Raw genomic sequence first — 24,271 nt, forward strand, 5'->3', positions numbered from 1 at the left:
TCGAGTGGTCATGACCTCCGCCGACGAAGGGAACGTGCGAGACAGTGAGCACCCGATTCGAGCCGGGCGACGACGAGTCCGGGCTGAGCGTGATCATGAAGGCTGACCCGGAGGCAGCGGTCCTCCCGCCTCGTCAGGGGCGCACAGCGAGCAGGTGGCCTTGGGTCCTGCTGCGGATCACGGCGTCGCTCGCGCTGGCCGGGATGATCGGGCAGGCAGCTCTGGCGGGCGGTTTCCTGTCGGGGTTCTACCCGGCTCTGGAGGGACACGCACGCCTCGGCACGGCGACGTCCGTCATGATCATGCTGCAGGCCGTCGCGTGCGTGGCGGTCTGGAAGCGGGGCGGCGGCCCGTCGTGGCCGCTCCGGGCGAGCATTGCCCAGGTGGTTGTCGCCATCGCCCTGTGGCCGCTAGGGGAGTTGCGCATCCTGGCCCTGCACCTTCCGGTCGCGGTGGCGCTCGGCATCGGCGTCGCGTTCGTGGCCGTCTGGTCGTGGCGGAGCTCCGCACCCCGGGGCGCCGCGTGAGCCGCGGCGTCAGCCGCCGCGGGTTCCTCGGTCTGACCGGCGCGGCCGTGGCGCTCGGCGCGGCGGGCTTCGCCGGCCGCGAGTTCCTGCGCCCGGGACAGCCCGGCCTCGTGCTGCCGAGCCAGGCGCCGCTCCCGGGCCGGTTCGAGGTGTCGCTCCCGGTGCCGCCGGTTCTTCGGCCCACCCGCTCGGACGGGACCACCGACTACTACGACGTCGTCCAGCAGGTCGCGGACCTCGAGATCGTGCCGGGGCTCCGGACGGAGGCGTGGACCTATGGCGGCAGCTTCCCCGGGCCCACTATCGTCTCGCGCAGCGGCCGCCGCGCCGTCGTCCGGCACCGGAACGAGCTGCCGCACCCGACCGTGGTCCACCTGCACGGTGGCCACACCCCGGCCGAGAGTGACGGGTACCCGATGGACCTGGTCCTGCCCGCCGAGGCGGGCGGCGCGGCCGGTGGCCATCATGCGCACGACGCGAGTGGCGCCGCGGGGAGCGTCGTCGGCCAGCGCGACTACACCTACCCGATGGAGCAGCGTGCGGCGACGCTCTGGTACCACGACCACCGGCACGGCTTCACCGGGCCGGCGGTCTGGCGCGGCCTGGCCGGCTTCCACCTCGTGCATGACGACGTCGAGGACGGCCTGCACCTTCCCGTCGGAGACCGGGACCTCCCGCTGATGATCACCGACCGCTCCTTCGCGGCCGACGGCGGTTTCCACTACCCGCTGCTCGATCCGGCCATGGAGGAGCACGGCGTCGAGGACCGGTACATGGACGGCGTGCTGGGCGACGTCGTCCTGGTCAACGGCGCGCCGTGGCCCGCGCTCCGGGTGGACCGTGCCCGCTACCGGCTGCGATTCCTGAACGCCTCGAACGCCCGCCGCTACCGGCTGGCGCTCGATCCGCAGCCGTCGGGCGGCGGGGTGCTGATGCAGGTCGGCGGGGACGGCGGCCTGCTCGAACGGCCGATCGCCCACGACGCGATCGACATCGCGCCGGCGGAGCGGTTCGACGTCGTCGTCGACTTCTCCCGGTTCGCACCCGGCACGCGGGTGCGGCTCCTCAACCGCCTGGGCGAGGGCCGGACGACGGAGGTGATGTGCTTCGACGTCTCCTCGGCGCGGGTGGACGACGACGCGCGGGTGCCGACGCGGCTCGCGACGGTCGAGCGGCTGGATCTCAGCCGGGCCACGACCACGCGGACCTTCCGCTTCCAGCTCAGCGCGGACCACGGCTGGACGATCAACGGCGAGCCGTACCGCGCGGGGCGTCCGTCGGCCCGCCCTCGGCTGGGGGACATCGAGGTGTGGCGCTTCATCACCGACGTCCATCACCCGGTCCACGTCCACCTCGACCCGTTCCAGGTGGTGGGGCGGAACAACCGGGGGCCCGGCCCGTACGACGCGGGCTGGAAGGACACCGTCGACGTGCGCCCCGCCGGGGGAGTGGAGGTCGCGGTCCGGTTCACGGACTACGCGGGGGCGTTCATGCTGCACTGCCACAACCTGGAGCACGAGGACATGGCGATGATGGCGGACTTCGTCACGGAGTGACTGCCTCCTGGGTCAGGTCTCCTACGCCGCGAGCCCTGTGAGCAGGCGCTCCCGCAGCCGCACGACCTGGTCGGCGGACTCGTGGGGACTCATCCCGTCGGTGAAGACGGTGGCAGCGGCGACCTCGCCGGCCAGGGTGTCTGCCACCCACCTGGCGATCCAGTCGTCGCCCTCGATGATCCAGTCCTTCCCTCTGCTCCTGATCGCGCGTTCGCGCAGCACCGTGACGGAGCGCTCCGGGTCCGGGCTGGGGAGCAGGTGAATGACGTCGGGGATCGGCGCCAGCGCCAGACGCACCTGCTGTGCGTGGTCGGCACTGGTGAAGCTGGTGTAGCCGGCGCCAAGGGCGATGACTGCGTCCGGGTGGTCTGCGATTGTTCGCTGCACGGCGTGGGCGCGTGCGGGCTCCCACTCGCGTTCGGCAGCGGCCCAGCCGACCGCCTCGTCGCGCTCGAGGAGCCGGTCCAGGGTCCAACCGACCTCGGCGCAGTAGGGCCAGGCGATGTCGTCGATGTCGACGAACGGGTGCCCGAGCCGCTCGGCAACAAGCGCGCCGAGCGTGGACTTCCCGGCCGCGAGTGGGCCAACCAGGATCATCGGAGGTACTCCCGTCGCAATGGGCGAAATGTCCGTCAGTATCACCCACTATGTCGGGGTCGATCGGGAGCGACTCTCCGGGCGGGGCCACCTGGTCCGGGCTACTGGCCGCGCCGTGCGACGGGCCGTCGGTCACGATGGGTTGATGGTCCGGGTGCTGGGTGTCGACGCCGCTGGGAAGTCATGAAGCCTCGCCTGTCCTGGGCAGACGGAGGGCGGCCGTAGAGTCTGCGCATGCTCCGAACCGGGACGGTAGTCAAGGGAGTGGTCGTGCTCGCCGTGGCCGTGGCGGCGTTCCTGGCAGCGCCAGTGCTGTGGCTGGCAATCTCCGAGGATGCGATGCCGCCGTCGTCCTCCCTTCCAGCATTGCCCGACGGCGCGCGGGTGGTCGCCGAGGAGAAGGGCTGTGGCTCGGGGGGCTGCTGGCTGGAGCTGACGGTCGATGCCCCGGCTGGGATGTCCGGCGAGGACCTGGCCTCCGAGGTGCTGCCCGACGGCGAGGCGTGTGCCGTCCGAAGCGTGCTGGACCGCCGTCGGGTGTGTACCTGGGTGATGGAGGTCGAGGCGGGGTCGGCGCAGTTCAACATGCAGTACGACCGGGGGCCTCTGTAGTAGTACGGGCCCTACGCCGAGACTGGTCGGTGGTGGTCGAGGTAGTTCTGTGTGGTGGTGAGGCTGGCCATGTCGGGCATGCGGTCGAGGTACACGAAGCCGTCGAGGTGGTCGATCTCGTGCTGGATGACGCGGGCGACGTACCCCGTGAACTCCCTGGTGACGGTCTCTCCTGTCCCGTCGGTGTACCGGACGGTGGGGCTCTCTGCCCGGGGCACCACGCCCAGGTAGCCGGGCACGCTGAAGCAGCCCTCCCAGTCCAGGACCATCTCGTCGGAGCGCTCGATGACGACGGGATTGAGCACCTGGATCAGGCCGGTCTCGGGCCGGTCGGGGAAGACGTCGGTCTTGCGGACCTCGATGACCGCGGCCCTGACGGAGGCGCCGATCTGCGGTGCGGCCAGTCCGGCGCCGTTGAGGTCGCGAAGACGAGCGACGAGGGTCTCAAGCAGGTCGCCGGCGTGCGCCGCGTCGATCTCGGCGGTGAGGGCTTTCAGCCGCGGGTCGCCGATCGTGACGACGCCGTCACCGGCGATGCCCTTGACCCAGTCGTCGTCGCTACGGTGCAGGGTCATGCGTGGTCGGATCCTTCCAGGATGTGGATGTCAGCGGGTCGGACCCTGCTGGTGTTGGCGTTCAGCCTCCGCCCGTAGCGGGCTCCTGTTGTATCGCTCGAGTGTCGCCTCGTCCGTGGCGACGTCCACCAGGTCCAGCGCCCACGGCCCCGAGTCGACATGGAGCTCCTTGTCGAAGCCCACCCACTTACCCGACATGCTGCGGCCCGTGGAATCCACGATGACCTGCAACGCCCCGTGATAGACAGCGCCCTGGTAGTAGCCGTCGACGGCCGTGTGCTCCGTCCAGGTTCCAGTTCCGATCGGCCCACGCATGTTCAGGGACAGGGACACGGGAGAGTCGTTGGAACCCGGAAGGCTCTCCACGGTCAGCTGGTCACCCTCCTGGCGGATGACCACGTAGTGGTGGCGCGTGATCGGGCCCCGCCCGGTGCTCTCGTACGTGTAGTGGCTATGCCAGACGCCGCCAAGGGCGAACTCATTGCTCTCACCAAGGGCAGCGGACGATGCCGTGTCCTGCTGCTCCGGATTGCGCTGACCAGGCTGCTCAGTCCCCATCCGGGCAGTCTGGCGTAGATCTGGCTTGGCGTCAGCGGTCAGTGTGAAGTTGGCGTCGGCCGTGCGGCGCCAGCCACGTGCCAGACTGCCGATATGCCTGTCCCCCCTGCGCTGGTCCCGTCGCCGGTTGAGGTGCTCGCTGACGAGCGCCTGGACGCGGCCGGTGTGGGGCTGCTGCTCAAGCGGGACGACCTGATCCATCCGGATCTGCCGGGTAACAAGTGGCGCAAGCTGAAGTACAACCTCGAAGCCGCCCAAGCGGCGGGTGCGACGAGGCTGTTGACGTTCGGCGGTGCGTACTCCAACCACATCCGGGCGGTGGCCGCTGCGGGAGCGATCTTCGGGTTCGAGACCGTCGGTGTGATCCGGGGCGAGGCGCACGATCCGCTGAACCCGTCGCTGCAGTTCGCCGTCGACCACGGCATGCGCCTGACCTACCTGGACCGGCAGACCTACCGGCGCAAGACCGAGCCCGACGTGATCGACCGGCTCGGTGCGGACTTCGGAGACTTCTACCTGATCCCTGAGGGCGGCAGCAACGCCCTGGCCGTGCGCGGGTGCATGGAGCTTGCCGGTGAGATCACGGACGACTTCGACGTCATCTGCTGCGCCGTCGGGACCGGCGGGACCCTGGCCGGCATCGCGGCCGGGCTCGGACCGCACCAGCGGGCGATCGGGTTCTCCTCGCTGAAGGGCGGGGACTTCCTGTCCGACGACGTCGCCGTCCTTCAGCGTGATGCGCTCGGCGAGGTGACCGGGAACTGGGCAATCGAGACCGACTACCACTTCGGCGGGTACGCCAAATCCAAGCCCGAGCTGGTCGCGTTCGTCGACGACTTCGAGGCTCGTCATGGCCTGCGCCTGGACTGGGTGTACGTGGCCAGGATGATGTACGGCGTCTACGACCTCGCGGCCCAGGGTCGGTTCCCGCGCGGGACGACGATCGTCGCGGTGATCACTGGTCCTGACTTCGAGGCTCAGACGCGCTCGTGAGAACGCCGCCAGGGAAGCCGGGCTGACCTACCCACGGGGCGACGAAGGCCGTCGTCGAGCGCGCTGGCGAGCCAGCCTCAGCGGCGACGGCCCGGCCGGGTTCGAACTCCCGCTTGTCTAGGAAGCGTCGTCGAAGAACATGTCCGGCCGCCCCAGGAATCTCTTCCACAGGGCCACCGACTCGAGCTCCGCCCACTTGCGCTCGGTGATGCCCTGGTCGGTCATCTCCAGGATCTGCGCTCCTGGCAGGGCCGCGACCATCGGTGAGTGCGTCGCGTAGATCACCTGGGCGTTGTGCTCGGTCACGAGGTCCTGCAGGCGGTACAGCAGCTGGAGGGTCGACTCGAACGACAACGGCCCCTCGGCCTCGTCGAGGAGGTAGAGGCCGGGCCCGCTGAACCGCCCGGTGATCGCCTGGAGGTAGGACTCGCCGTGGCTGACCTCCGACGACAGCCGGTCGCCATAACCGGGCATGCCGGCCTCGGTCATGAACGCCAGCATCCCGAACGCGGTCTCGGCCCGCAGGTAGAAGCCCTTCGCATTGCGCCCGATCATCCTCGATCCGGCACCGGTGCGGTCCAGTGTGATCGCCTCACCCAGCGGGCTCATGTCCAGCTCGCTGGCGTACTTCCGGCCGCCGTGCCCGCCGCGCACGTCCAGCCCGTACCCCTCGGCGATCGCCTCCAGGAGGGTTGACTTGCCGGACCCGTTCGCCCCCACGAGGATCACGATGCTGCTGTTCAGGCGCACGCCATGGGCGGCCAGGTCACCGATCGCGGGTACGGTCCACGGCCACGCGCCGTCCTCGACGGCGCTGGGCTTCACGCGAACTCGCTCGATGAGCATCCGGCCAGCGTAACGAACACCTGTCCGACCGGGCTCCATGTTCAGCAGCTGGCGACGGCTGCGCATTTCCGTCGGCGCCCAGGACGCCACCGTGGCAGCTTGCGCGATCTCAGGTACCGGCATCGCCGTCGCAGAGTTCCTTGGGAGCTTGCGTGCCGCAGATGTGCATCTTCCAGGCGCTGACCACGGCGTACTTCCTGCCGTCCGGCGTGGTGTAACGAACCGTGAAGTCACCGACGTGGGCGCCGCCGTCGTCGGATTTCACGGCGACCAGCAACTCATCGGTCTCGCCCTTGTTGTCTGTGCTCTCCTTACAGGAACGTTCGACTCTGAAGCCCTCCACCCCCTCCTGGAGAGTCCCAGAAAGGTCGTTGTTGTCGTCGAGCGGTGTGCCGGTCATGCTGATGATCGGGTCAGATTCCGAGTCGTCAAACGTCCGGTGGAAGACCCGCACAGAGAGTGGGTCCAGGCCGTTGTCGCTCACCCAGTCGACGCCGTCGATCACCATGGGGCTGGGCCCCTTTGCAACGCAGGGAAAGATCGAGCCGAACGTTGTCGTCCAGGTACCGCCCGGCTTTCGTCCGTCAGCAGATGAGGCAAAGCCCCCGCCGCCCGCCCGCAGGGCCATGGGGTGCTCGTCGTCGTCGGCGTGCACCGTGACGCCAGAGCCTCCTTGACAGCCGGCGATCAGAGCCAGCGTGGCGACGGTCAGGACTGCTGCCCGGAGAGAAAACGACATGTGAGGGTCCCTTTCACGAGGCATCGGCCGGGGAGACCTGGGCAGCACGACGAACCTAACGAAGCGATCCCGCGCGGTCGCTGAAACGAGCGGGTGAATCCGGTCCCGCACGATCCGGTGTCCGCGCTAGGGTGCGGTCGCATGGCGGGCACCCGATGGCTTCGTATTCCGACCGAGCGTCTTCTTGCCGCCCGTGTGCGTCACGAGCTGGAGAGCTTGCCCGCCCCCGCCCATCTGGGTCTGATCATGGACGGCAACCGGCGTTGGGCACATAGCGTCGGCGTGGACGACGTTCGGTTCGGACACCGTGCAGGGGCCGAGCACCTCGATCGGGTGCTGACCTGGTCCGCCCAGGCCGGGGTCGACGCTGTGAGCGTCTACGTCCTCTCGGCCGACAACATCACCAAGCGGGACGACGAACAGGTGAGCTTCCTCTTCCACCTGCTTGAGACGCTGATTCCGGACCGGATCCGACGCCCCGGTGGATTCTGGGAGCTGCACATCGCCGGGAACCTCGACCTGGTGCCGGATACGACGGCGCGTGCGCTCAAGGAGGCGGTGGCCGTCACGCGGGGGCGGCCCCGTCGGCTCACTCTCGCTGTCGGCTACGACCCGTATGGCGATGTGGTCGACGCCGTCCGCCAGGTGCTGTGGGAAGCGGCTGATCGTGGCGACTCGGTGGACGACGTCGTCCGAACGCTCGAACCCGAGGCGATCGACGCATACGTGGCCGCGCCCGACAACGACATCGACCTGATCATCCGCACCAGCGGCGAACGCCGGCTGTCTGGTTACTTTCCCTGGCGCTCGGTCCGCGCCGAACTCATATTCTGCGACGTGTACTGGCCGGCCTTCCGCGAGCTGGACCTGCTGCGCGCGCTGCGCACCTACGGCCGGCGACGAGCGAACCTGCGCTGACATCAGCCCGTCCAGGGCACTCTTCGGAACGCGGCGCTTTCGGCGGCGTCCAGGCGTCCATGGCCGACGCCGCCGCGAGCCGATCCGGGATCCGGCACCTCGTGACAGCCGGTCAGCGGGTGAACTCTCCTGGTCAGACGCTTGCGCGGTGATGCGTAGTGCCAGGATGGGGGCCGTGTTTGATGCCCAAGGAGTGGCCGATCTCTTCGTCGCGGCGGCCACGGTTGCAGCGGCCGTGTTCGCAGGCTGGCAGGTTCGCGAGCTGGTCCGGCAGCAGCGCGACGTGGAGCGTCTGGAGACACGGGCTGTCTCGGTCATGTGGCAGGCGACGAGCGCGCCACACAAGCCGGACGCTTCTGACGGGTCTGCGGTGTGGACACTTGAGATCACGCTGACGAACCCCGGCCGGATGCCGATCGACAATGTTCACTGCACGATCTACTTCGACCGCCCCGTGCGCCGGCTGCGCCATGACGGGACTGCCGACAAGCCCACTACGTCTCTGAACCTTGAGCAGACAGTTCTCCTGGGCGGGGCGACCCGCTCCTGGACACGTACCATTCGGGCTCGGTTCGACGCCGATGTCTGGGTCGCCAGCGCGATGCGGGCGACGGTGTCGTTCGACGACATGCACGGAGAACCGCAAACGACGTCGTGGCCTCGCAGGACGGTACGACGGCCAGATCTCGTAGCCGACTGAGCGCGCCGCCAACGTGCGGCGGTTACTCCTGAGACTTGCCCGGCCGGGCAGCCTCCAGCAGCACGTCGACCAGTCGCTCGGCGGCGTCGGGGCGCCCGTGCTCCCGAGCGGCGTCGGACATCCGCTTGCGCCGTCCGACGTCGGAGAGCAGCGGCCTGAGCGCCGCCCGGAGGTCCGTCTCGTGGACGTCACCCTCCAGGGCGATGGCCGCCCCCAGGTCCTGGAGCCGGCGAGCGTTGTGCGCCTGCTCGTCCCCGGCCGACGAAGGCAGCGGGACCAGGACGGAGGGCTTGCCCAGCGCCGTCAGCTCCGCGATCGTGCCCGCGCCGCTCCGGGAGATGACGACGTCCGCCAGGGCGAGCACGTCCGGGAGCTCGGCACCCACGAACCCGAGCACCCGGTAGCGGGCCGCCAGGTCCGCGGGGAGCTCGGCGGTCCGCTCGAACATCTCCTGGAGGTTGTTCGGCCCGCACTGGTGGATCACGTTCGTGTGCTCCAGGAGCCACGGCAGCGACTTGGCGATCAGTGTGTTGATCTGGACCGCCCCCTGCGCACCGCCCGTGACGTACAGGACCGGCCGGTCGGGGTCGAACGAGTCCAGGCCCAGCGCGTCGACCGCCTTGAGCGCGTCCCCGGACATCACCTCGGCGCGCACCGGGTTGCCGGTCACGACGGTCCGCTCACGCACGGTCTCCGGCAGCAGCTCGAGGGTGGTGGGCGACGACACCGCGACACGGGTCGCGCGCTTGGCGAGGAGCCGGTTGGCCAGCCCGAGCCGCACCGTCTGCTCGTGCACCACGAGCGGACGGCGCAGCATGCCTGCGGCGAGCCCGATCGGGACGGCGACGTATCCGCCGGTCGACAGGATCACGTCGGGCTTGAACTCGGCCACGATCGACCTGGCCTGCGCGACGCCGAGCGGCACCCGCGCCATGTCCTTCATGTTGCTGGCCGAGAGCATACCGAGCGGGTTGCTCGATCGGCGGAGCTTGCCCGTGGCGACCGTCGTGAACCGGATCCCCTCGGAGGCCGTGACCTTGGCCTCCAGCCCGTTGGCCGTCCCGGCCCAGAGGACGCCAACCGGGGTGCCCTCCTCGGCCAGCCGCGCCTGGAGGGCACGGAGTGTTGTCAGCGCCGGGTAGGTATGTCCGCCGGTCCCCCCACCGGTGACGAGCAGACGGAACTCGCGCGGGTTTGAACTCAAGACATCTCCCAAGACGGCGTGGGCAGGGGCGCAGGCCAACTGTAGATGGTCGAGGGGGTGACAGAGGTTCGCGGCCGTGGTCTGGTCAGATGCTCGATCTGTGGGGTCTCACGAGGGCCCGGCCGCCCGCCTCGCGGAGGATGCGCTCTGCGGTCTGCTCCGGGGTGAGAGCCGAGGTGTCGAACCACCACCCGGCGTCGCCGAACTCGTCCTTCATCGTGGCGTCGAGGGCTTCATAGCCGTCGAAGTCGAACCGCTCGCGCGGATCCCTGATGGTGTTGCGGTACTTGCAGACGTCGATGCCCGGCGTCAGGACGACCAGCAGAAGATCACGAGGCGCGATGAGATCGAGGAAGAAGTCGAGCTTCTCGCGCGAGGCGACTATCGCGTCGACAACGGGCGTGAAGCCGGCATCGACGAAGTTGTTCGCCACCGCGCACAGGTTGCGGTGCAACAGTTCGACCTGCCGCGCGGCCTCGTCAGCGGGTTCGCCCAGAGCCCAGACGAAGCCGTTGACGATCATCCGGTTGAACTCGTCGCCGTCGAGCCGCGCGGAACGTGGCAGCCCCTGTGTGAGGAGGCGGGTCACCGTCGACTTCCCGGCGCCCGGCATCCCTGTCACGAGCAGACAGCGCGGTTCTCCAGCAGCGGCCATGGGCGGAATCGTGCCAACGGCCCCACCGGGCGGCAAGGGCATTTCCTCCGGGCCGCCTCCCGGTGATGGTGGATGGACGCTGCCGACTCGGCGGCACGCCTACTGCCGTGCCATGGCGACGCGGAGCTGCTCGTCCGGGCTGATGAAGTGGTCGTGATCGTCCTTGCCGACGTCGAGCTGCACCCAGCCGATGCGGCCGGTGAACCGGCTCGTGGTGGCGCTGTAGGCGCTGGACACAGTGGTCCCGGACTGGTAGCCGACGTCGGTGGTCTCGTCGGCCGAGAAGACCAGCGGCTGGGTGGCCTCCACCCGTCCGTGCCCGACGTCGGTCCCGTCGTGGAACAGCGTGACGTCACCGCCCTTGCCCAGCCCGCCGCCGTCGTACGCGAACTCGACGCGCAGCTGGTGCTTTCCCGGAGGCACCGGGACCTCGGCGACGGCGTCGTACTGGCTGATGCCGAGCACGTTGTACGTGAAGGTCAGCCGGCCACCGGTCGTATGCACGGACCAGCCCCCGAACCGTCCGCCCTGGGCGATCAGGACCCCGCTGGCACCGCCCGGCGGGACGTCGACCTCAGCGGTCACGGAGAACGACTTGTTCTTGACGCCGACGACGCTGTTCTCCGACAGGCGGCCCATGCCCGGGAAGAAGAGCTGGGAGTCGCCGTGGATGAGGGTGGGTCGTCCAGCGAGCTCGGGTGAGAGCCGCTCCGCGCCGCGGTCGTCCATGGGCAGCACGTTGTACTTCGTGGCCTCGATGAGCCACAGCCGCTGGAGCTTGGCCAGCATGTCCGGCCGTTCCGCCTTGAGGTCGTGGGCCTGGCTGAAGTCCGTCGCGCCGTCGTACAGCTCCCAGACGTCGTCGTCGAAGGCGGGCACCTGCCCGCCGGTCATGATCCACGGCGTGCGGTGCTTGGTGACCGCGCTCCAGCCGCGGTGGTAGACCCCGCGGTTGGCGAACATCTCGAAGTACTGCAGGTCGTGCCGTTCGGGCGTCTCGGCGTCGTCGAACGCGTAGACCATCGACGTGCCCTCGATGGGCGACTGCAGCACGCCGTTGACCATCGTCGGCTCGGGCAGCCCTGCCGCCTCGAGGATCGTGGGCGCGACGTCGATGACGTGGGCGAACTGCGAGCGGAGCCCGCCGCGCTCGGTGATGCCGGTGGGCCAGTGCACGATCGTGCCGTTGCGGGTCCCGCCCCAGTGCGAGGCGACCTGCTTGGTCCACTGGTAGGGGGTGTCCATGGCCCACGCCCAGCCCACCGAGTAGTGGTTGTAGGAGCTCGGCGAGCCGAACTCGTCCATCTTGCCGCGCATGAACTCGGGCGTTTCCAGAGCCGCCATGCCGTTGAAGTTCGCCATCTCGTTGAACGCGCCGTTGAGCGTCCCCTCGGCCGAGGCGCCGTTGTCGCCGATGATGTAGTAGACGATGGTGTCGTCGAGGACTCCCAGGTCCTCAAGGGCGTCGATCAGCCGGCCGACCTGCGTGTCGGTGTGCTCGAGGAAGCCCGCGTACGTCTCCATCTCGCGTGCGAGCACCGGCTTCATGTCGTCGGGCATGTCGTCCCAGGCGGGGATCTCGCCGTGCCGCGGCGTGAGGTCTGCCTCGGGCGGGACGACGCCGAGCTCCTTCTGCCGGGCGAACGTCCGCTCGCGCTGCACGTCCCAGCCGTCGTCGAACCGCCCGCGGTACTTCTCGATCCACTCCCGCGCGACATGGTGCGGGGCGTGCGTCGCGCCCGGGGCGAGGTAGACGAAGAACGGCTTGTCGGGCATCAGGGCCTTCTGCTGCCGCACCCACGAGCACGCGTGGTCGACGAGGTCCTCGGTGAGGTGGTAGCCCTCCTCCGGGGTCGCCGGCGGTTCGATCGGCGTCGTCCCGCTGTACAGGGCGGGGTCCCACTGGTTGTTCTCCCCGCCGATGAACCCGTAGAACGTCTCGAACCCGCCGCCTCCGGTGGGCCAGGCGTCGAACGGGCCCATGGGCGACGTCTGCCATACCGGCACCTCGTGGCACTTGCCGAACTGCGCGGTCGAGTACCCGTTGAGCCGCAGCGTCTCGGCCAGCGGAGCCTTCGTGTTGGGGCGCAGCGAGCTGTTCCCGGGCGCCGAGGTGGCCGTCTCGGTGATGCTGCCCATGCCGACCGAGTGGTGGTTGCGGCCCGTCAGCAGCGCCTGCCGCGTCGGGGCGCACAGCGCCGTGGTGTGGAACCGGTTGAACCGCAGGCCGCCCGCGGCGAGGCGCTCGGCCGTCGGCGTCGCGCACGGTCCGCCAAACGCGCTCGACGCCCCGTACCCGACGTCGTCGAGCAGGACGACCAGCACGTTGGGCGCGCCGGGCGGCGGCAGCAAGGGCTCGATCGGTGGGTAGGACGTCTCCGGGTCCTTCGCGTCGTACGTCGTCAGGCCTGGGGCGGGGACGTCCGGGACGGGCAGCATCGTGCGGGCGTGCGGGTCGGGACGCATGAGGGGCTCGCTTCGTCGCGGCAGGGGGTGGACGCCTCCGACGCTAGGGACGGCGTGACGTGGGCACATCACGCAGACAGGGTGAGAACCCAGGCAGCGCGGGCTCGCCAGGGGCCGTATCCCCCGATTCGGGTGATTGAACGCCCCGTGGTTGAAGCCGTTTCACGGCCTTCCTACAGTGAGGAAGTGGGCCACGAGCCGAGCATGGGACGGGCGACGGTGGAGCTCGACCGACTGCTCCTCGAAGCCAAGCTGAGCGTGCCCCGGCAACGCACGGCAACGGTGAGCCGGGCCGGTGTCATCGGTGCAGCTCGCGCGAGCGGCCGTCGCGTCGTCGGCGTCACGGCACCGGCCGGCTACGGCAAGTCGACCCTCCTGGCCGAGTGGGCCTCGCTCGAGGACCGGCCCGTGGCCTGGGTGTCGCTGGACAGGCTCGACGATCACCCGCTGGGCCTGCTCACCGTCCTCGCGTCCGCCTTCGCCACGGTGGAGAGCGGCCGAACAGACCTGATAGCGGACATGGTGGGCCCCGACGCGTCGGTGCTCGGCCGAGCGGCGCCTCGGCTGGCTGCGGCCCTCCGGGCGAGCTCCACGCCGTTCCTGCTCGTCCTCGACGACCTGCACGAGGTGCGCTCGCCCGCCTGCCACGACGCGCTGAGCGTCGTGATCAGGGGCATCCCCGCCGGGTCACAGCTCGTCGTGGCCAGCCGGGCGGAGCAGCCCCACCTCGCGCCGCTGCGCGCCGTGGGCGAGACCGTCGAGATCACCGCGGGGGACCTCGCCCTCGACACCGCGGGCACGGAACGGGTCTTCGCCGCCGCGGACGTCCCCGTGTCGCACGAGGTCGCGGCGGAGGTGACCCGCAGGACCGAGGGGTGGCCCGTCGGCATCTACCTCACGTGCCTGATCGCGCGCCACGACACTCGGCGCGCCGGCGCGGTCACCGGAGACGACCCCTACGTCGCGGACTACCTCCAGCGTGAGGTGTTCCGGCAGCTGCCGGAGCCGACGCGCCGGTTCCTGCGCCGCACCTCCGTGCTCGACGACCTGAGCGCGCCGCTGTGCGACGCCGTCCTGGGCGAGCACCTGTCGCAGCGGCAGCTGCGGCAGCTCGAGGCCTCGAGCCTGTTCGTCGTCCCGCTCGACCGCCGCCGGGAGTGGTTCCGGTACCACGCGCTGTTCCGGGAGTTCCTGCTCGCCGACCTCATGGCGGTCGAGCCCGAGCTGGCCGACGTCCTCCGCGTGCGAGCCGCCGACTGGTTCGAGGAGAACGGCTCGCCGGCCCGGGCTGTCGAGCACCTGCTCGCCACGCCGGAGCGCGGGCGGTGCGTCCTCCTCGTCACCGGGATCGTCATGTCCCTGTTCCAGACGGGCAGGATCGCGACCATCGAGAGGTGGTTGCGCGCGCTCGGCGACGGCGCCGTCGCGGGCTACCCCCCGCTCGCGGTGCTCGCGGGTTACGTGGCCGTCTACGAGGGCCGGGCCCTCGACGCCGAACGCTGGGCCGCGGTCGTGGACGACGCGTCGTTCGACGGCGAGCTCAACGACGGGTCGGCGTCGTTCGACTCCCTGCGTGCCATGTTCCACGCCATGCGCTGCCCCGACGGGCCCCGGCAGATGGTCGACGACGCCCGCCTCGCCCTGGACAGCGAACCGGAGTGGAGCTCGTGGCGCGACACCGCGCTGTCGTTGAGCGGGGCGGCGCACCTCCTCCTCGGTGACGTCGAGAGCGCGACGCGGCAGCTGGAGCGCGCCCTCGAGGCCGCCGTCGCTCACGGGAACGCCGACACCCTGGTCTTCAGCGAGGCTCAGCTCGCCCACCTGGACATGGACCGGGGCCACTGGGACCGCGCCCGGGAACGCGTCCAGCGCGCCCTGGCCGCTGTCGAGGAGCGCCGGATCGACGACTATCCGACGAGCGCCCTGGGCTTCACCGCTGCCGCGCGCCTGTCGCTGCACCTCGGCGACCGGGCGGCGATGCGCCGTCATCTCGCCCGCGGGATGCGGGCACGGACGTCCTGCACCTACGCCACGCCCACGCTCGCCGTCCGGGTACGCCTGCACCTCGCCCGGACGAGCTGGGCGACCGGCGACACCGCGGCCGTCCGGCACCTGCTGCGCGAGATCAACGACGTGCTCCTGCACCGGCCACGGCTCGGCGTGCTCCTCGACGAGGTCGCCGAGCTGCGCAAGGCCCTGGACACGAGCGCGCACGCCGTCCGCCCCGGCACCTCGATCTCCCCGCTGACGCCCGCCGAGCTGCGGCTCCTGCCGTACCTGCAGACACACCTGACGATCCGGGAGATCGGGGAGCGGCTGTACGTCTCGCGCAATACGGCCAGCTCGGAGATCGGCGCGATCTACCGCAAGCTCGGGGTCTCGTCGCGTAGCGACGCCGTCCGCCAGGCCGCCGCGATGGGCCTGCTGGGCGGGTGAGGCCGTCACGCGGTGGCGTCCGCGTCGAACGGGTCGTAGCCGAGCGCCAGGGCGAGCTTGGGTGCGGCCGCCACGACGCTGGGCAGGCCCACGATCGGGACGATCGCCGCCAGCACGTCCACGATCTCCGTCGCCGAGGCACCCGCGGTCACCGCGTCGTCCACCTCGCTGCCGTACGTCGGTTCCGCGCCGCCGACGGCGACCAGCGCGGCCAGGCGGACCAGAACCAGGGTCTTCGACTCGAGGGTCGTGGGCTCCGGGTCCTCGTCGAGGTGGGAGTCGTTGATGGCGAAGCGCCGCAATCGGTCGGTGTAGTCCACGAGCTCGCCTCTTCGATGGATGGTGGATCGCGTCCTCACCCATCGACGCACCCGGAGGGCCGGACCACATCACACCGATCACATGATCCGGGGTGCGCCAGGTTCATGCGTTCTGCGTGACGACGAGCGCCCGCCACCGTCGCAGGCTGGCTCCAGACCCTTGCTGCCGCGCGCCGCGGCCGAGGAGGAGAGAGGACGACGGACCATGACGCAGGACCTCAGCGATCTGGACGATTCCGGCCCCATCGACTACCTGGTCGTCGAGCTGCCCAACGAGGGCATGACCGGTGAGGCGTTTCCGCTCCTGGTCGATCTCGTGGAACGGGGGATCGTCCGGATCCTCGACCTGGTCGTCATCCGCAAGGAGCTTGACGGCACACTGACCGGCATCAAGATGGACGAGCTGCCGGACGGCACCTTGGATCTCGAAGTCTTCGACGGCGCGCGGTCCGGTCTGCTCGGCGACGACGACCTCGGCGAGGCCGCCAAGGCCGTCGAGCTAGGGATGACGGCCGCCGTGCTCGTCTACGAGAACGTCTGGGCCGCCCCGTTCGCGACCGCACTACGCCGCAGCGGAGCACAGCTCGTGGCCAGCGGCCGCATCCCCGTCCAAGCCGTCCTCGCCGCGCTCGACGCCGCCGAGCAGAACCGCTGAGGCAGCGGACCGACCAGAGAGGTAAACGCTCATGCCAGGACTCCTCCGCGGTGTCGCACGCACCGCCGTCGTCGCGGGAACCGCCACCGCCGTCTCCAACCGCGTCTCGCGCCGCCAGGCCGGGCGCTGGGCCGCCCAGGCGCCACCGCCCGAGGCCTACCCGCCAGCGCCCGCGCCCGCACCCGCCGCACCACCGCCCGCCTCCGACATGGACGCGCGGATCGCCCAGCTCACCCAGCTCGCCGCGCTGCGCGACCAGGGCGTGCTCAGCGCGGACGAGTTCGAGAAGCAGAAGGCGCAGATCCTCGCCGGCTGACAGAACCGGCACGACGAGAGGCGCTTGCGGCCCGCGTCACCGGGCGCCGAGCCGTCGGCTGACCTCCCGCGCCGCCCGGGTCGCCTGTTCCGCGAGCCCGACCCGCGCGTCGTCGTCGTACGCGTCGGAGCGGAACGTCACCGCCAGCCCCGCCACGGGCCGCCCCGTGTGGTCCACGACGGCGGCGGCCACCGACGCGAAGCCTGCGGTGACCTCGCCGTCCTCCACCGCGAAGCCCCGGGCCCGGGCCGAGCGCAGCACCACCCGCAGCTCCCGGAGCGTGCGCGGGCCGGAGCCGGTGAGGTCGGTGAAGGATCCCGGCGTCGGGTACAGGGCGCGCACCTGCGCCGGGGGCAGCAGCGCGAGCACGGCCCGCCCGCTGGCGGTGAGGTGGCTCGGGAGGTGGACGTCGACGTCGGTCACCAGGGGCGGGCGACCCGCCGCACGCTGCTCCACCAGGTACAGGACCTCCCGGCCGTTGAGCACCGCGAGGTGCCCGTTCTCGCCAGCGGTCTCCACCAGGCGGGCAACCACCGGGGCGGCCAGCCGGGTGAGCGGCGCCTGCCGCGTGTACGCGCTGCCCAGGCCGAGGGCGGCCAGGCCCAGGCCGTAGCGGCGCTCGTCGGGGAAGTGCCGCACGAACCCCTCGTCGCGCAGCACCGACAGCAGGTGATAGACGGTGGAACGCGGCACCCCGATGCCGTGCGCGATGGCGCCCGCCGGCACCGGCCCCGGCTGCGCCGCGATGAACGTGAGCAGCCGGGCGGTTGTGCGGGCCGCGGGAACGGCGCTGCTGCCGGCCACTGTTTCCTCCCCGTGAACTGTCTGGTATCCCAGACTCTATCGCCGCTCCCGGCCGCGCGACGGGGCCCGCGGCGAGGTTCGATGAGCGCATGAGCACCCTGCACGAAGCGGGAACGACGCCGCCCACCCCCGCGGCCGACCCTGACCTGCCCCGGCACGTCGTCCTCGACGGCACGCCGCTGACCGTCGAACAGGTGGTCGCGATCGCCCGCCACGGCGCGACGGTCGAGATCCACGAGACGGCACTGGCCCGGATGGCGACCAGCCGCGCCGTCATCGAGGCCCTCGCCCACGACACCGTGCCGCACTACGGCGTCTCCACCGGGTTCGGGGCGCTCGCCCGCCGCCACATCCCCGCCGAGATGCGGGCCCAGCTCCAGCTCAGCCTCGTGCGCTCGCACGCCGCCGGGTCCGGGCCCGAGGTCGAGACCGAGGTGGTGCGGGCTTTGCAGCTCCTGCGCCTCGCGACCCTCGTCACCGGCCACACCGGCGCCCGCCCTGTGCTGGCGCAGACCTACGCAGCGATGCTCGACGCCGGCATCACACCGGTCGTGTACGAGTACGGGTCGCTCGGCTGCTCGGGCGACCTCGCGCCGCTCGCGCACGTCGCGCTCGCCGCCATGGGTGAGGGGCAGGTGCACGACGCCGACGGCGGGCTGGTCGACGCCGCCCAGGCCCTCGCCGACGCCGGGATCGCTCCCGTCGTCCTGGCCGAGAAGGAGGGGCTCGCCCTCATCAACGGCACCGACGGCATGCTCGGCATGCTCTGCCTCGCGATCCACGACCTGCGGCGCCTGCTCACCACCGCCGACGTCGCCGCGTCGCTCAGCGTCGAGGCCCTGCTCGGTTCGGACGCGCCGTTCGCCGAGGACCTGATCGGCATGCGCCCGCACCCGGGCCAGGCGGCGTCGGCGTCGAACATGCGCCGGATCCTGGCGGGCTCGCCCATCATGGCGAGCCACCGCGAGCTGGACGACGCCGGAAACCCCGCGTGCACCCGCGTGCAGGACGCCTACTCGCTGCGCTGCGCCCCCCAGGTGCACGGCGCCGCCCGCGACACGCTGGACCACGCCGCCACCGTGGCGGGCCGGGAGCTGGCCTCCGCGATCGACAACCCGGTGGTGACCGCCGACGGGCGCGTGGAGTCCAACGGCAACTTCCACGGGGCGCCGGTCGCGTACGTGCTGGACTTCCTCGCCATCGCTGCCGCCGACCTGGCCAGCATGAGCGAGCGGCGCACCGACCGGTTCCTCGACGTCTCCCGCTCCGAGGGCCTGCCCGCGTTCCTGGCGCACGACCCCGGCGTCGACTCGGGCCACATGATCGCCCAGTACACGGCCGCCGGGATCGTCTCCGAGATGAAGCGCCTGGCCGCGCCCGCGAGCGTGGACTCGATCCCGAGCTCCGCCATGCAGGAGGACCACGTGTCCATGGGCTGGGCCGGGGCGCGCAAGCTCCGCCGGTCCGTGGACGGGCTCACGCGCGTCCTCGCCATCGAGGTGCTCACGGCCACGCGGGCCCTCGACTTCCGCGCGGAGGCCCCCGCGGCGGGCACGGGCGCTGTGTACGACGCCGTCCGCGCCGTTGTGCCCGGACCCGGACCGGACCGCTACCTCGCCCCGGAGATCGAGCACGTGGTGCAGCTCGTGGCGACCGGCCAGATCGAGACGGCCGCCTCCGCCGCCGTCGGACACCTCGACTGAACCTGACCGAACCCGTACCCCTGACTGGAGACGCAACCATGAACCAGCCGTACGACCGGGGCACCCCCGTCGCCGTCCGCGCCCCGCGCGGCACCACCCTGACCGCCCGCAGCTGGCAGACCGAGGCCCCGCTGCGCATGCTCATGAACAACCTCGACCCCGAGGTGGCCGAACGGCCCGACGACCTGGTCGTCTACGGCGGCACCGGCCGGGCCGCGCGGGACTGGCCGAGCTACCACGCGATCGTCCGCTCGCTGACGGACCTGCGCGAGGACGAGACGCTGATGGTGCAGTCGGGCCGCCCGGTGGGCGTGCTGCGGACGCACGAGTGGGCGCCGCGCGTGCTGATCGCGAACTCGAACCTCGTGGGGGACTGGGCGAACTGGCCGGAGTTCCGCCGCCTGGAGCAGCTCGGTCTGACCATGTACGGGCAGATGACTGCCGGGTCGTGGATCTACATCGGCTCGCAGGGGATCCTGCAGGGCACGTACGAGACGCTGGCGGCGGTGGCGGTCAAGCGGTTCGGCGGCACCCTCGCCGGGACGCTCACCCTGACCGGCGGCTGCGGCGGCATGGGCGGCGCGCAGCCGCTGGCCGTCACCCTGAACGGGGGCGTGTGCCTGGTGGTCGACGTCGACCCCGCCCGCCTGCACCGGCGCGTCGAGACGCGCTACCTGGACGTGGTCGCGTCGTCGCTGGACGAGGGGGTCTCGCTGGCCCTCGCGGCGAAGAAGGAGCGCCGGGCGCTGTCGGTGGGCGTGGTCGGCAACTCGGCCGACGTCGTGCCGGAGCTGCTGCGCCGCGGGGTCGAGATCGACATCGTCACGGACCAGACCTCCGCGCACGACCCGCTGTCGTACCTGCCGTCTGGCGTCGCGCTGGAGGACTGGGCCGACCTCGCGGAGAAGGATCCGGAAGGGTTCACGGACCGGGCGCGGGAGTCGATGGCCCGGCACGTCGAGGGCATGGTCGGCTACCAGGACGCGGGCGCCGAGGTGTTCGACTACGGCAACTCGATCCGCGACGAGGCCCGCCTCGGCGGGTACGGCCGGGCGTTCGACTTCCCGGGGTTTGTGCCCGCCTACATCCGCCCGCTGTTCGCGGAGGGCAAGGGGCCGTTCCGCTGGGCCGCGCTGTCCGGGGACCCGGCCGACATCGCCGTGACCGACAAGGCCGTGCTCGACCTCTTCCCCGACAACGACCACCTGGGCCGCTGGATCCGCGCCGCCCAGGACCGGGTCGCGTTCCAGGGGCTGCCCGCCCGCATCTGCTGGCTCGGGCACGGGGAGCGGGACGTCGCCGGACTGCGGTTCAACGAGCTCGTCGCGTCCGGGGAGATCTCCGCGCCGCTCGCCATCGGGCGCGACCACCTGGACTCCGGGTCCGTGGCCTCCCCGTACCGGGAGACGGAGTCGATGGCGGACGGCTCGGACGCGATCGCCGACTGGCCGCTGCTGAACGCCCTGATGAACACCGCCTCCGGCGCCACGTGGGTCTCGATCCACCACGGCGGCGGCGTCGGCATGGGGCGGTCGCTCCACTCGGGGCAGGTGTCCGTGGCGGACGGGACGCCGCTGGCCGCCGAGAAGCTCGCGCGGGTCCTCGCCAACGACCCCGCGACCGGCGTGCTCCGGCACGTCGATGCCGGGTACGACGACGCCGTCAAGGCCGCCGAGCGCGGCGGGCTGCGCGTGCCGATGCGGGAGACGCCGTGACCGGATCCGGCTCCGGGGGCGCGTTCGCCGGGCTGCCGGTGGCGGCGTCCGGCGGAGCTGCGTCGGGGCCCGACGGGACGACGGCGGTGGGGCGGCTGCTGGAGGCGATCGCCGACGTCGGGCGGGCGCCGTCGGGCGGGTACGAGCGGTTCGCCTGGACCGCGCACGACCTGACGCTGCGCGAGTGGTTCGCCGCCGAGGCGGCCGCGCGCGGCCTGTCCCTCGTGGTGGATCGCGCCGGGAACCAGTGGGCGTGGTGGGGCGACCCCGACGCCGACGGGCCCGGCGTCGTGACCGGCAGTCACCTCGACTCGGTGCCCGGCGGCGGCGCGTTCGACGGCCCGCTCGGAGTGGCGAGCGCGTTCGCGGCGCTCGACGCGCTGCGGGCGGCCGGCGTCGCGCCCGTGCGTCCGCTGGGGATCGTGAACTTCTCCGACGAGGAGGGCGCCCGGTTCGGGCTCGCCTGCCTCGGCTCGCGGGCGGTCACCGGCACCGTGGGCGCCGACCGGCTGCTCGCGCTGCGCGACGGAGCCGGGGACAGCCTCGCGGACGTGCTGGCCCGGGTCGGTCGCGGGGGCTCGGCGGCCTCGACCGGCGGTGGCTCGACCAGCGGTATCGCCGGGGGCGTGCGGCTAGAGCACTACGGCCGCGACCCCGAGGCCCTCGCGCGGGTCGGCGTCTTCGTCGAGCTGCACGTGGAACAGGGCCGCTACCTCGCCGACCTGCCGTCGGACGAGGCGGCGCCGGTCGCGGTCGGCGCCGCGATCTGGCCGCACGGCCGGTGGCGCGTCGACCTCGCGGGCGAGGCCAACCATGCGGGCACGACGCCGCTGGCCCACCGCCACGACCCGATGCTCGACCTCGCGCGGCTGATCACCGACGTCCGCGCGGCCGCCGAGCACGCAGGGGCGCTCGCGACGCTGGCCAAGGTCCAGGTAGAGCCGAACGGCGTCAACGCCATCCCGTCCCGCGTCCGCGCCTGGATCGACGCCCGAGCGGAGTCTGAGGATGCGGTCCGGACGGTCCTGGCTGACCTGGCCGGACCGCCCGATGTGTCGAACGTAGGGTTGGTCGCCGGAACAGGCCCCATAGAGCGACCGAGCCTACGTTCGGCGACTGTAGGGCGACCGAGCCTACGTTCGGCGGGATCCGGCGGCCCCGCCGGCGGCGGGCCGGCTAAGTGGCAGCCCGTAGAGGAGTCCTGGACGCCCGCCACCGTGTTCGACCCGGCGCTCGCCGCACGGCTCGCCGACGTCGTCGGGCGGCCGGGCTCCAGCCTGCCCGCGCCGGTGATCGGCACGGGCGCCGGGCACGACGCCGGGACCTTCGCCGCCGCCGGCGTGCCCACCGCGATGCTGTTCGTGCGCAACCCGACGGGGATCTCCCACTCCCCGGCGGAGCTCGCGGAGGAGGCCGACTGCGATGCCGGGGTCCGCGCCCTGACCGCCGTCCTGGCCGATCTGCTCACCGAGCCGACCGCCCCGTCCTCACCCATTCTCGAACGATGATGCCGTCTCCGTTGGTGCGCACGGGTCTCGTCGGTCGGGTGTCGAACCGCAAGCTGGTGCCGCGGTCCCTCGCCCCGAACCGCAACCTGATGTGGCATCGGCCCCACCGAACCGCAACTAACGGGTGCACGCGTTCGTCGAACCGCAACGACACGCCGGTGCGCCGACGGACACCGGCGTGTCGTTGCGGTTCGGCAACTCGATAGAACATCAGGTTGCGGTTCGGCGGGCGAACCGCAGAACAGCGGGAAGGAGAGTCGAATGAGCTTCTGGTGCGAGCGGGTATGGCTCCCCGGTGACGCCTTGGCCGGAGCGCCCGGCGGCGCAATGGCCGGAGCGCCCGGCGGCGCAATGGCCGGAGCGCCCGGCGACGTCTTGGCCGGAGCGCCGGGCGGCGCAGTGGCCGGAGCGCCGGGCGGCGCCGAGGCGGGAGCGCCGGGTGGCGTCGTCGAGTCGGTGCGGGTCGAGGTCGCCGAGGGGCGGATCGTCGGCGTCGAGCCCGGCGTGCCGGCGTCGGGCGGCGACGTGCGGCTGGGCGGGGTGGTGCTCCCCGGGTTCGCCAACGCGCACTCGCACGCGTTCCACCGCGCGCTGCGCGGGCGGACGCACGCCGACGGCGGATCGTTCTGGACCTGGCGCCAGGGCATGTACGCGCTGGCCGCGGCCCTGACCCCGGAGCGGTACGAGCGGCTCGCGCGCGCCGTCTTCGCGGAGATGGCGCTCGGCGGCACCACCGCCGTCGGCGAGTTCCACTACGTGCACCACCGCGCCGACGGGACGCCGTACCCCGCGGCCGAGGGCGGCCCGAACGCGATGGCCGAGGCCCTGCGCTCCGCCGCGCGCCACGCCGGGGTGCACCTCACGCTGCTCGACACGTGCTATCTGCACGGCGGCCTCGGCACCACGCGCGTTGACGCCGCAGGTGTCGGCCCGGAACGTCACAAGCCGCTCGCGCCCGAGCAGGCGCGCTTCGGCGACGGCACTGTCGAGGCGTGGGCGCGCCGCGTGGACGCGCTGCGCGCCGCCTGGGCCGACGACGACCGGGTGCTCGTCGGCGCCGCCGCCCACTCGGTGCGGGCCGTCGCGCCGCCGGAGCTGGCGGCGGTGGCCCGCTGGGCGCGGGAGGCCGGCGCGCCGCTGCACGTCCACCTGTCCGAGCAGCCTGGGGAGAACGAGGCGGCGCTCGCCGCGTTCGGCGTCACCCCGACGCGGCTCCTGCACGACGCCGGAGCCCTCGGCCCAGGCACCACAGCAGTACACGCGGTACACCTGACCGACGCCGACGTAGCGCTGCTCGGCGCCTCGGGCACGGGCGTCTGCCTCTGCCCGACGACAGAGCGCGACCTCGCCGACGGCATCGCCCCCGGGCTCCGGCTGCTGCGGGCGGGCAGCCCGCTGTCGGTCGGCACGGACCAGCACGTGGGCGCCGACGTGCTCGCGGAGGCGCGTGGCGTCGAGGAGCACGAGCGGCTCGCGACCGGGCGGCGCGGGGCGTTCGACCCGGCGACGCTGGTCGAGCTGGCGACGTCGGCCGGGCACGCCGCGCTCGGCAGGCCTCTGGCGGGGCGGATCGCGGTGGGCGCGCCCGCCGATCTGGTCGCGGTGCGCCTCGACACGGTGCGCACGGCCGGGATCGATCCCGCGCAGGTGGTCCTGGTGGCTGGTGCGGCGGACGTGTCCGACGTCGTGGCGGGCGGCGAGATCGTGGTGCGGGGCGGTGAGCACCGGGCCGGGGACGTGGCGCGGATGCTCGCCGAGGCGATCGAGGAAACCTGGTCGGCCGCTGAATCCTTGGCTGTGGGCGCGACCGTTGCGCCCAGAACGGACTCGTAGTCGCAACGGTCGCGCCCACAACCAATAACCATGAG

General features: G+C 71.8%; 23 protein-coding genes. 13 read left to right on the plus strand and 10 right to left on the minus strand.

Features of this window, described 5'->3' with window-relative positions:
• The first annotated feature begins 44 nt into the window (after positions 1-44).
• The gene (locus C8K30_RS22725; RefSeq protein ID WP_108495156.1) at positions 45-527 is read left to right on the plus strand and encodes a hypothetical protein; all 483 of its coding nucleotides are present in this window, start codon (positions 45-47) and stop codon (positions 525-527) included.
• Positions 494-2,083 (plus strand): multicopper oxidase family protein, encoded by a 1,590-nt coding sequence (locus C8K30_RS22730; protein WP_199230648.1) that lies wholly within the window; start codon positions 494-496, stop codon positions 2,081-2,083. Before C8K30_RS22725 ends, C8K30_RS22730 begins: the two co-directional genes overlap by 34 nt.
• A gap of 21 nt (positions 2,084-2,104) precedes the next feature.
• Here C8K30_RS22730 and C8K30_RS22735 read toward each other — a convergent pair whose 3' ends face one another.
• Positions 2,105-2,680 (minus strand): shikimate kinase, encoded by a 576-nt coding sequence (locus C8K30_RS22735; protein ID WP_108495157.1) that lies wholly within the window; start codon positions 2,678-2,680, stop codon positions 2,105-2,107.
• Between the two features lie 234 nt (positions 2,681-2,914).
• Between C8K30_RS22735 and C8K30_RS22740 the strand changes: the two genes are divergently transcribed.
• Positions 2,915-3,292: a hypothetical protein gene (locus C8K30_RS22740; protein ID WP_108495158.1), complete on the plus strand. Its 378-nt coding sequence runs from the start codon at positions 2,915-2,917 to the stop codon at positions 3,290-3,292.
• Positions 3,293-3,303: 11 nt separating this feature from the next.
• Here the strand turns inward: C8K30_RS22740 and def are convergent, their stop codons facing one another.
• Together def and C8K30_RS22750 are read right to left on the minus strand one after the other, a co-directional pair.
• The gene (def, locus tag C8K30_RS22745) at positions 3,304-3,867 is read right to left on the minus strand and encodes a peptide deformylase (RefSeq protein ID WP_108495159.1); all 564 of its coding nucleotides are present in this window, start codon (positions 3,865-3,867) and stop codon (positions 3,304-3,306) included.
• Between the two features lie 30 nt (positions 3,868-3,897).
• A complete protein-coding gene (locus C8K30_RS22750) occupies positions 3,898-4,425 on the minus strand; it encodes a hypothetical protein (RefSeq protein ID WP_108495160.1) in 528 nt (175 codons plus the stop codon).
• Positions 4,426-4,518: 93 nt separating this feature from the next.
• Here C8K30_RS22750 and C8K30_RS22755 point away from each other — a divergent pair, with 93 nt between their 5' ends.
• Positions 4,519-5,418: a 1-aminocyclopropane-1-carboxylate deaminase/D-cysteine desulfhydrase gene (locus tag C8K30_RS22755; protein WP_108495161.1), complete on the plus strand. Its 900-nt coding sequence runs from the start codon at positions 4,519-4,521 to the stop codon at positions 5,416-5,418.
• 117 nt (positions 5,419-5,535) lie between these two features.
• Here the strand turns inward: C8K30_RS22755 and C8K30_RS22760 are convergent, their stop codons facing one another.
• Positions 5,536-6,264: an ATP-binding cassette domain-containing protein gene (locus C8K30_RS22760; protein WP_108495162.1), complete on the minus strand. Its 729-nt coding sequence runs from the start codon at positions 6,262-6,264 to the stop codon at positions 5,536-5,538.
• Between the two features lie 109 nt (positions 6,265-6,373).
• A complete protein-coding gene (locus tag C8K30_RS30470; RefSeq protein WP_146197569.1) occupies positions 6,374-7,003 on the minus strand; it encodes a hypothetical protein in 630 nt (209 codons plus the stop codon).
• A gap of 141 nt (positions 7,004-7,144) precedes the next feature.
• On the opposite strand from C8K30_RS30470, the gene uppS reads away from it, so the two are divergent.
• Complete coding sequence (uppS, locus tag C8K30_RS22770) at positions 7,145-7,921, plus strand: polyprenyl diphosphate synthase (RefSeq protein ID WP_108495164.1); 777 nt, start codon at positions 7,145-7,147, stop codon at positions 7,919-7,921.
• Positions 7,922-8,096: 175 nt separating this feature from the next.
• Positions 8,097-8,621: a hypothetical protein gene (locus C8K30_RS22775; RefSeq protein ID WP_146197570.1), complete on the plus strand. Its 525-nt coding sequence runs from the start codon at positions 8,097-8,099 to the stop codon at positions 8,619-8,621.
• 22 nt (positions 8,622-8,643) lie between these two features.
• Here C8K30_RS22775 and murG read toward each other — a convergent pair whose 3' ends face one another.
• The 3 genes from murG to C8K30_RS22790 form a co-directional block, all read right to left on the minus strand.
• Positions 8,644-9,825, minus strand: a complete 1,182-nt coding sequence (murG, locus tag C8K30_RS22780; protein ID WP_108495166.1) for an undecaprenyldiphospho-muramoylpentapeptide beta-N-acetylglucosaminyltransferase — start codon at positions 9,823-9,825, stop codon at positions 8,644-8,646.
• Between the two features lie 85 nt (positions 9,826-9,910).
• Positions 9,911-10,480 (minus strand): AAA family ATPase, encoded by a 570-nt coding sequence (locus tag C8K30_RS22785; protein ID WP_108495167.1) that lies wholly within the window; start codon positions 10,478-10,480, stop codon positions 9,911-9,913.
• 99 nt (positions 10,481-10,579) lie between these two features.
• On the minus strand, positions 10,580-12,946 hold the full coding sequence (locus tag C8K30_RS22790; RefSeq protein WP_108495168.1) for an arylsulfatase: 2,367 nt from the start codon (positions 12,944-12,946) through the stop codon (positions 10,580-10,582).
• A 204-nt stretch (positions 12,947-13,150) separates the two neighbouring features.
• On the opposite strand from C8K30_RS22790, the gene C8K30_RS22795 reads away from it, so the two are divergent.
• Positions 13,151-15,382 carry a LuxR C-terminal-related transcriptional regulator gene (locus C8K30_RS22795; RefSeq protein WP_108495169.1) on the plus strand — a complete coding sequence of 744 codons (2,232 nt, stop codon included), beginning with the start codon at positions 13,151-13,153 and terminating at the stop codon, positions 15,380-15,382.
• Positions 15,383-15,387: 5 nt separating this feature from the next.
• On the opposite strand, the gene C8K30_RS22800 is transcribed toward C8K30_RS22795, so the two are convergent.
• Entirely contained in the window at positions 15,388-15,702 is a 315-nt protein-coding gene (locus tag C8K30_RS22800) for a carboxymuconolactone decarboxylase family protein (protein WP_108495170.1), read from the minus strand.
• Positions 15,703-15,907: 205 nt separating this feature from the next.
• Here C8K30_RS22800 and C8K30_RS22805 point away from each other — a divergent pair, with 205 nt between their 5' ends.
• Both C8K30_RS22805 and C8K30_RS22810 read left to right on the plus strand, forming a co-directional pair.
• A complete protein-coding gene (locus C8K30_RS22805; RefSeq protein WP_108495171.1) occupies positions 15,908-16,357 on the plus strand; it encodes a DUF6325 family protein in 450 nt (149 codons plus the stop codon).
• 31 nt (positions 16,358-16,388) lie between these two features.
• Positions 16,389-16,673, plus strand: coding sequence for an SHOCT domain-containing protein (locus C8K30_RS22810; protein ID WP_108495172.1), 285 nt, complete (start codon positions 16,389-16,391; stop codon positions 16,671-16,673).
• A gap of 36 nt (positions 16,674-16,709) precedes the next feature.
• On the opposite strand, the gene C8K30_RS22815 is transcribed toward C8K30_RS22810, so the two are convergent.
• Complete coding sequence (locus C8K30_RS22815) at positions 16,710-17,477, minus strand: IclR family transcriptional regulator (protein WP_108495173.1); 768 nt, start codon at positions 17,475-17,477, stop codon at positions 16,710-16,712.
• Between the two features lie 89 nt (positions 17,478-17,566).
• Between C8K30_RS22815 and hutH the strand changes: the two genes are divergently transcribed.
• The 4 genes from hutH to C8K30_RS22835 all read left to right on the plus strand — a co-directional run bounded on the left by hutH (position 17,567) and on the right by C8K30_RS22835 (position 24,236).
• Positions 17,567-19,180: a histidine ammonia-lyase gene (gene hutH, locus C8K30_RS22820; protein ID WP_233257377.1), complete on the plus strand. Its 1,614-nt coding sequence runs from the start codon at positions 17,567-17,569 to the stop codon at positions 19,178-19,180.
• Positions 19,181-19,218: 38 nt separating this feature from the next.
• On the plus strand, positions 19,219-20,895 hold the full coding sequence (hutU, locus tag C8K30_RS22825) for a urocanate hydratase (protein ID WP_108495174.1): 1,677 nt from the start codon (positions 19,219-19,221) through the stop codon (positions 20,893-20,895).
• A gap of 86 nt (positions 20,896-20,981) precedes the next feature.
• On the plus strand, positions 20,982-22,403 hold the full coding sequence (locus C8K30_RS22830) for an allantoate amidohydrolase (RefSeq protein WP_233257385.1): 1,422 nt from the start codon (positions 20,982-20,984) through the stop codon (positions 22,401-22,403).
• 261 nt (positions 22,404-22,664) lie between these two features.
• The gene (locus C8K30_RS22835; RefSeq protein WP_233257378.1) at positions 22,665-24,236 is read left to right on the plus strand and encodes a formimidoylglutamate deiminase; all 1,572 of its coding nucleotides are present in this window, start codon (positions 22,665-22,667) and stop codon (positions 24,234-24,236) included.
• Positions 24,237-24,271: the final 35 nt, after the last annotated feature.

Source organism: Promicromonospora sp. AC04 (genome assembly GCF_003058225.1).
Taxonomy (GTDB): Bacteria; Actinomycetota; Actinomycetes; order Actinomycetales; family Cellulomonadaceae; genus Promicromonospora.

Coding starts and splice junctions, on each gene's coding strand:
- C8K30_RS22735 (WP_108495157.1), bottom strand. CDS start 2,680: ATGATCCTGGTTGGCCCACTCGCGGCCGGGAAGTCCACGCTCGGCGCG.
- C8K30_RS22740 (WP_108495158.1), top strand. CDS start 2,915: ATGCTCCGAACCGGGACGGTAGTCAAGGGAGTGGTCGTGCTCGCCGTG.
- def (WP_108495159.1), bottom strand. CDS start 3,867: ATGACCCTGCACCGTAGCGACGACGACTGGGTCAAGGGCATCGCCGGT.
- C8K30_RS22750 (WP_108495160.1), bottom strand. CDS start 4,425: ATGGGGACTGAGCAGCCTGGTCAGCGCAATCCGGAGCAGCAGGACACG.
- C8K30_RS22755 (WP_108495161.1), top strand. CDS start 4,519: ATGCCTGTCCCCCCTGCGCTGGTCCCGTCGCCGGTTGAGGTGCTCGCT.
- C8K30_RS22760 (WP_108495162.1), bottom strand. CDS start 6,264: ATGCTCATCGAGCGAGTTCGCGTGAAGCCCAGCGCCGTCGAGGACGGC.
- C8K30_RS30470 (WP_146197569.1), bottom strand. CDS start 7,003: ATGTCGTTTTCTCTCCGGGCAGCAGTCCTGACCGTCGCCACGCTGGCT.
- uppS (WP_108495164.1), top strand. CDS start 7,145: ATGGCGGGCACCCGATGGCTTCGTATTCCGACCGAGCGTCTTCTTGCC.
- C8K30_RS22785 (WP_108495167.1), bottom strand. CDS start 10,480: ATGGCCGCTGCTGGAGAACCGCGCTGTCTGCTCGTGACAGGGATGCCG.
- C8K30_RS22790 (WP_108495168.1), bottom strand. CDS start 12,946: ATGCGTCCCGACCCGCACGCCCGCACGATGCTGCCCGTCCCGGACGTC.
- C8K30_RS22795 (WP_108495169.1), top strand. CDS start 13,151: ATGGGACGGGCGACGGTGGAGCTCGACCGACTGCTCCTCGAAGCCAAG.
- C8K30_RS22805 (WP_108495171.1), top strand. CDS start 15,908: ATGACGCAGGACCTCAGCGATCTGGACGATTCCGGCCCCATCGACTAC.
- C8K30_RS22810 (WP_108495172.1), top strand. CDS start 16,389: ATGCCAGGACTCCTCCGCGGTGTCGCACGCACCGCCGTCGTCGCGGGA.
- hutH (WP_233257377.1), top strand. CDS start 17,567: ATGAGCACCCTGCACGAAGCGGGAACGACGCCGCCCACCCCCGCGGCC.
- hutU (WP_108495174.1), top strand. CDS start 19,219: ATGAACCAGCCGTACGACCGGGGCACCCCCGTCGCCGTCCGCGCCCCG.
- C8K30_RS22835 (WP_233257378.1), top strand. CDS start 22,665: ATGAGCTTCTGGTGCGAGCGGGTATGGCTCCCCGGTGACGCCTTGGCC.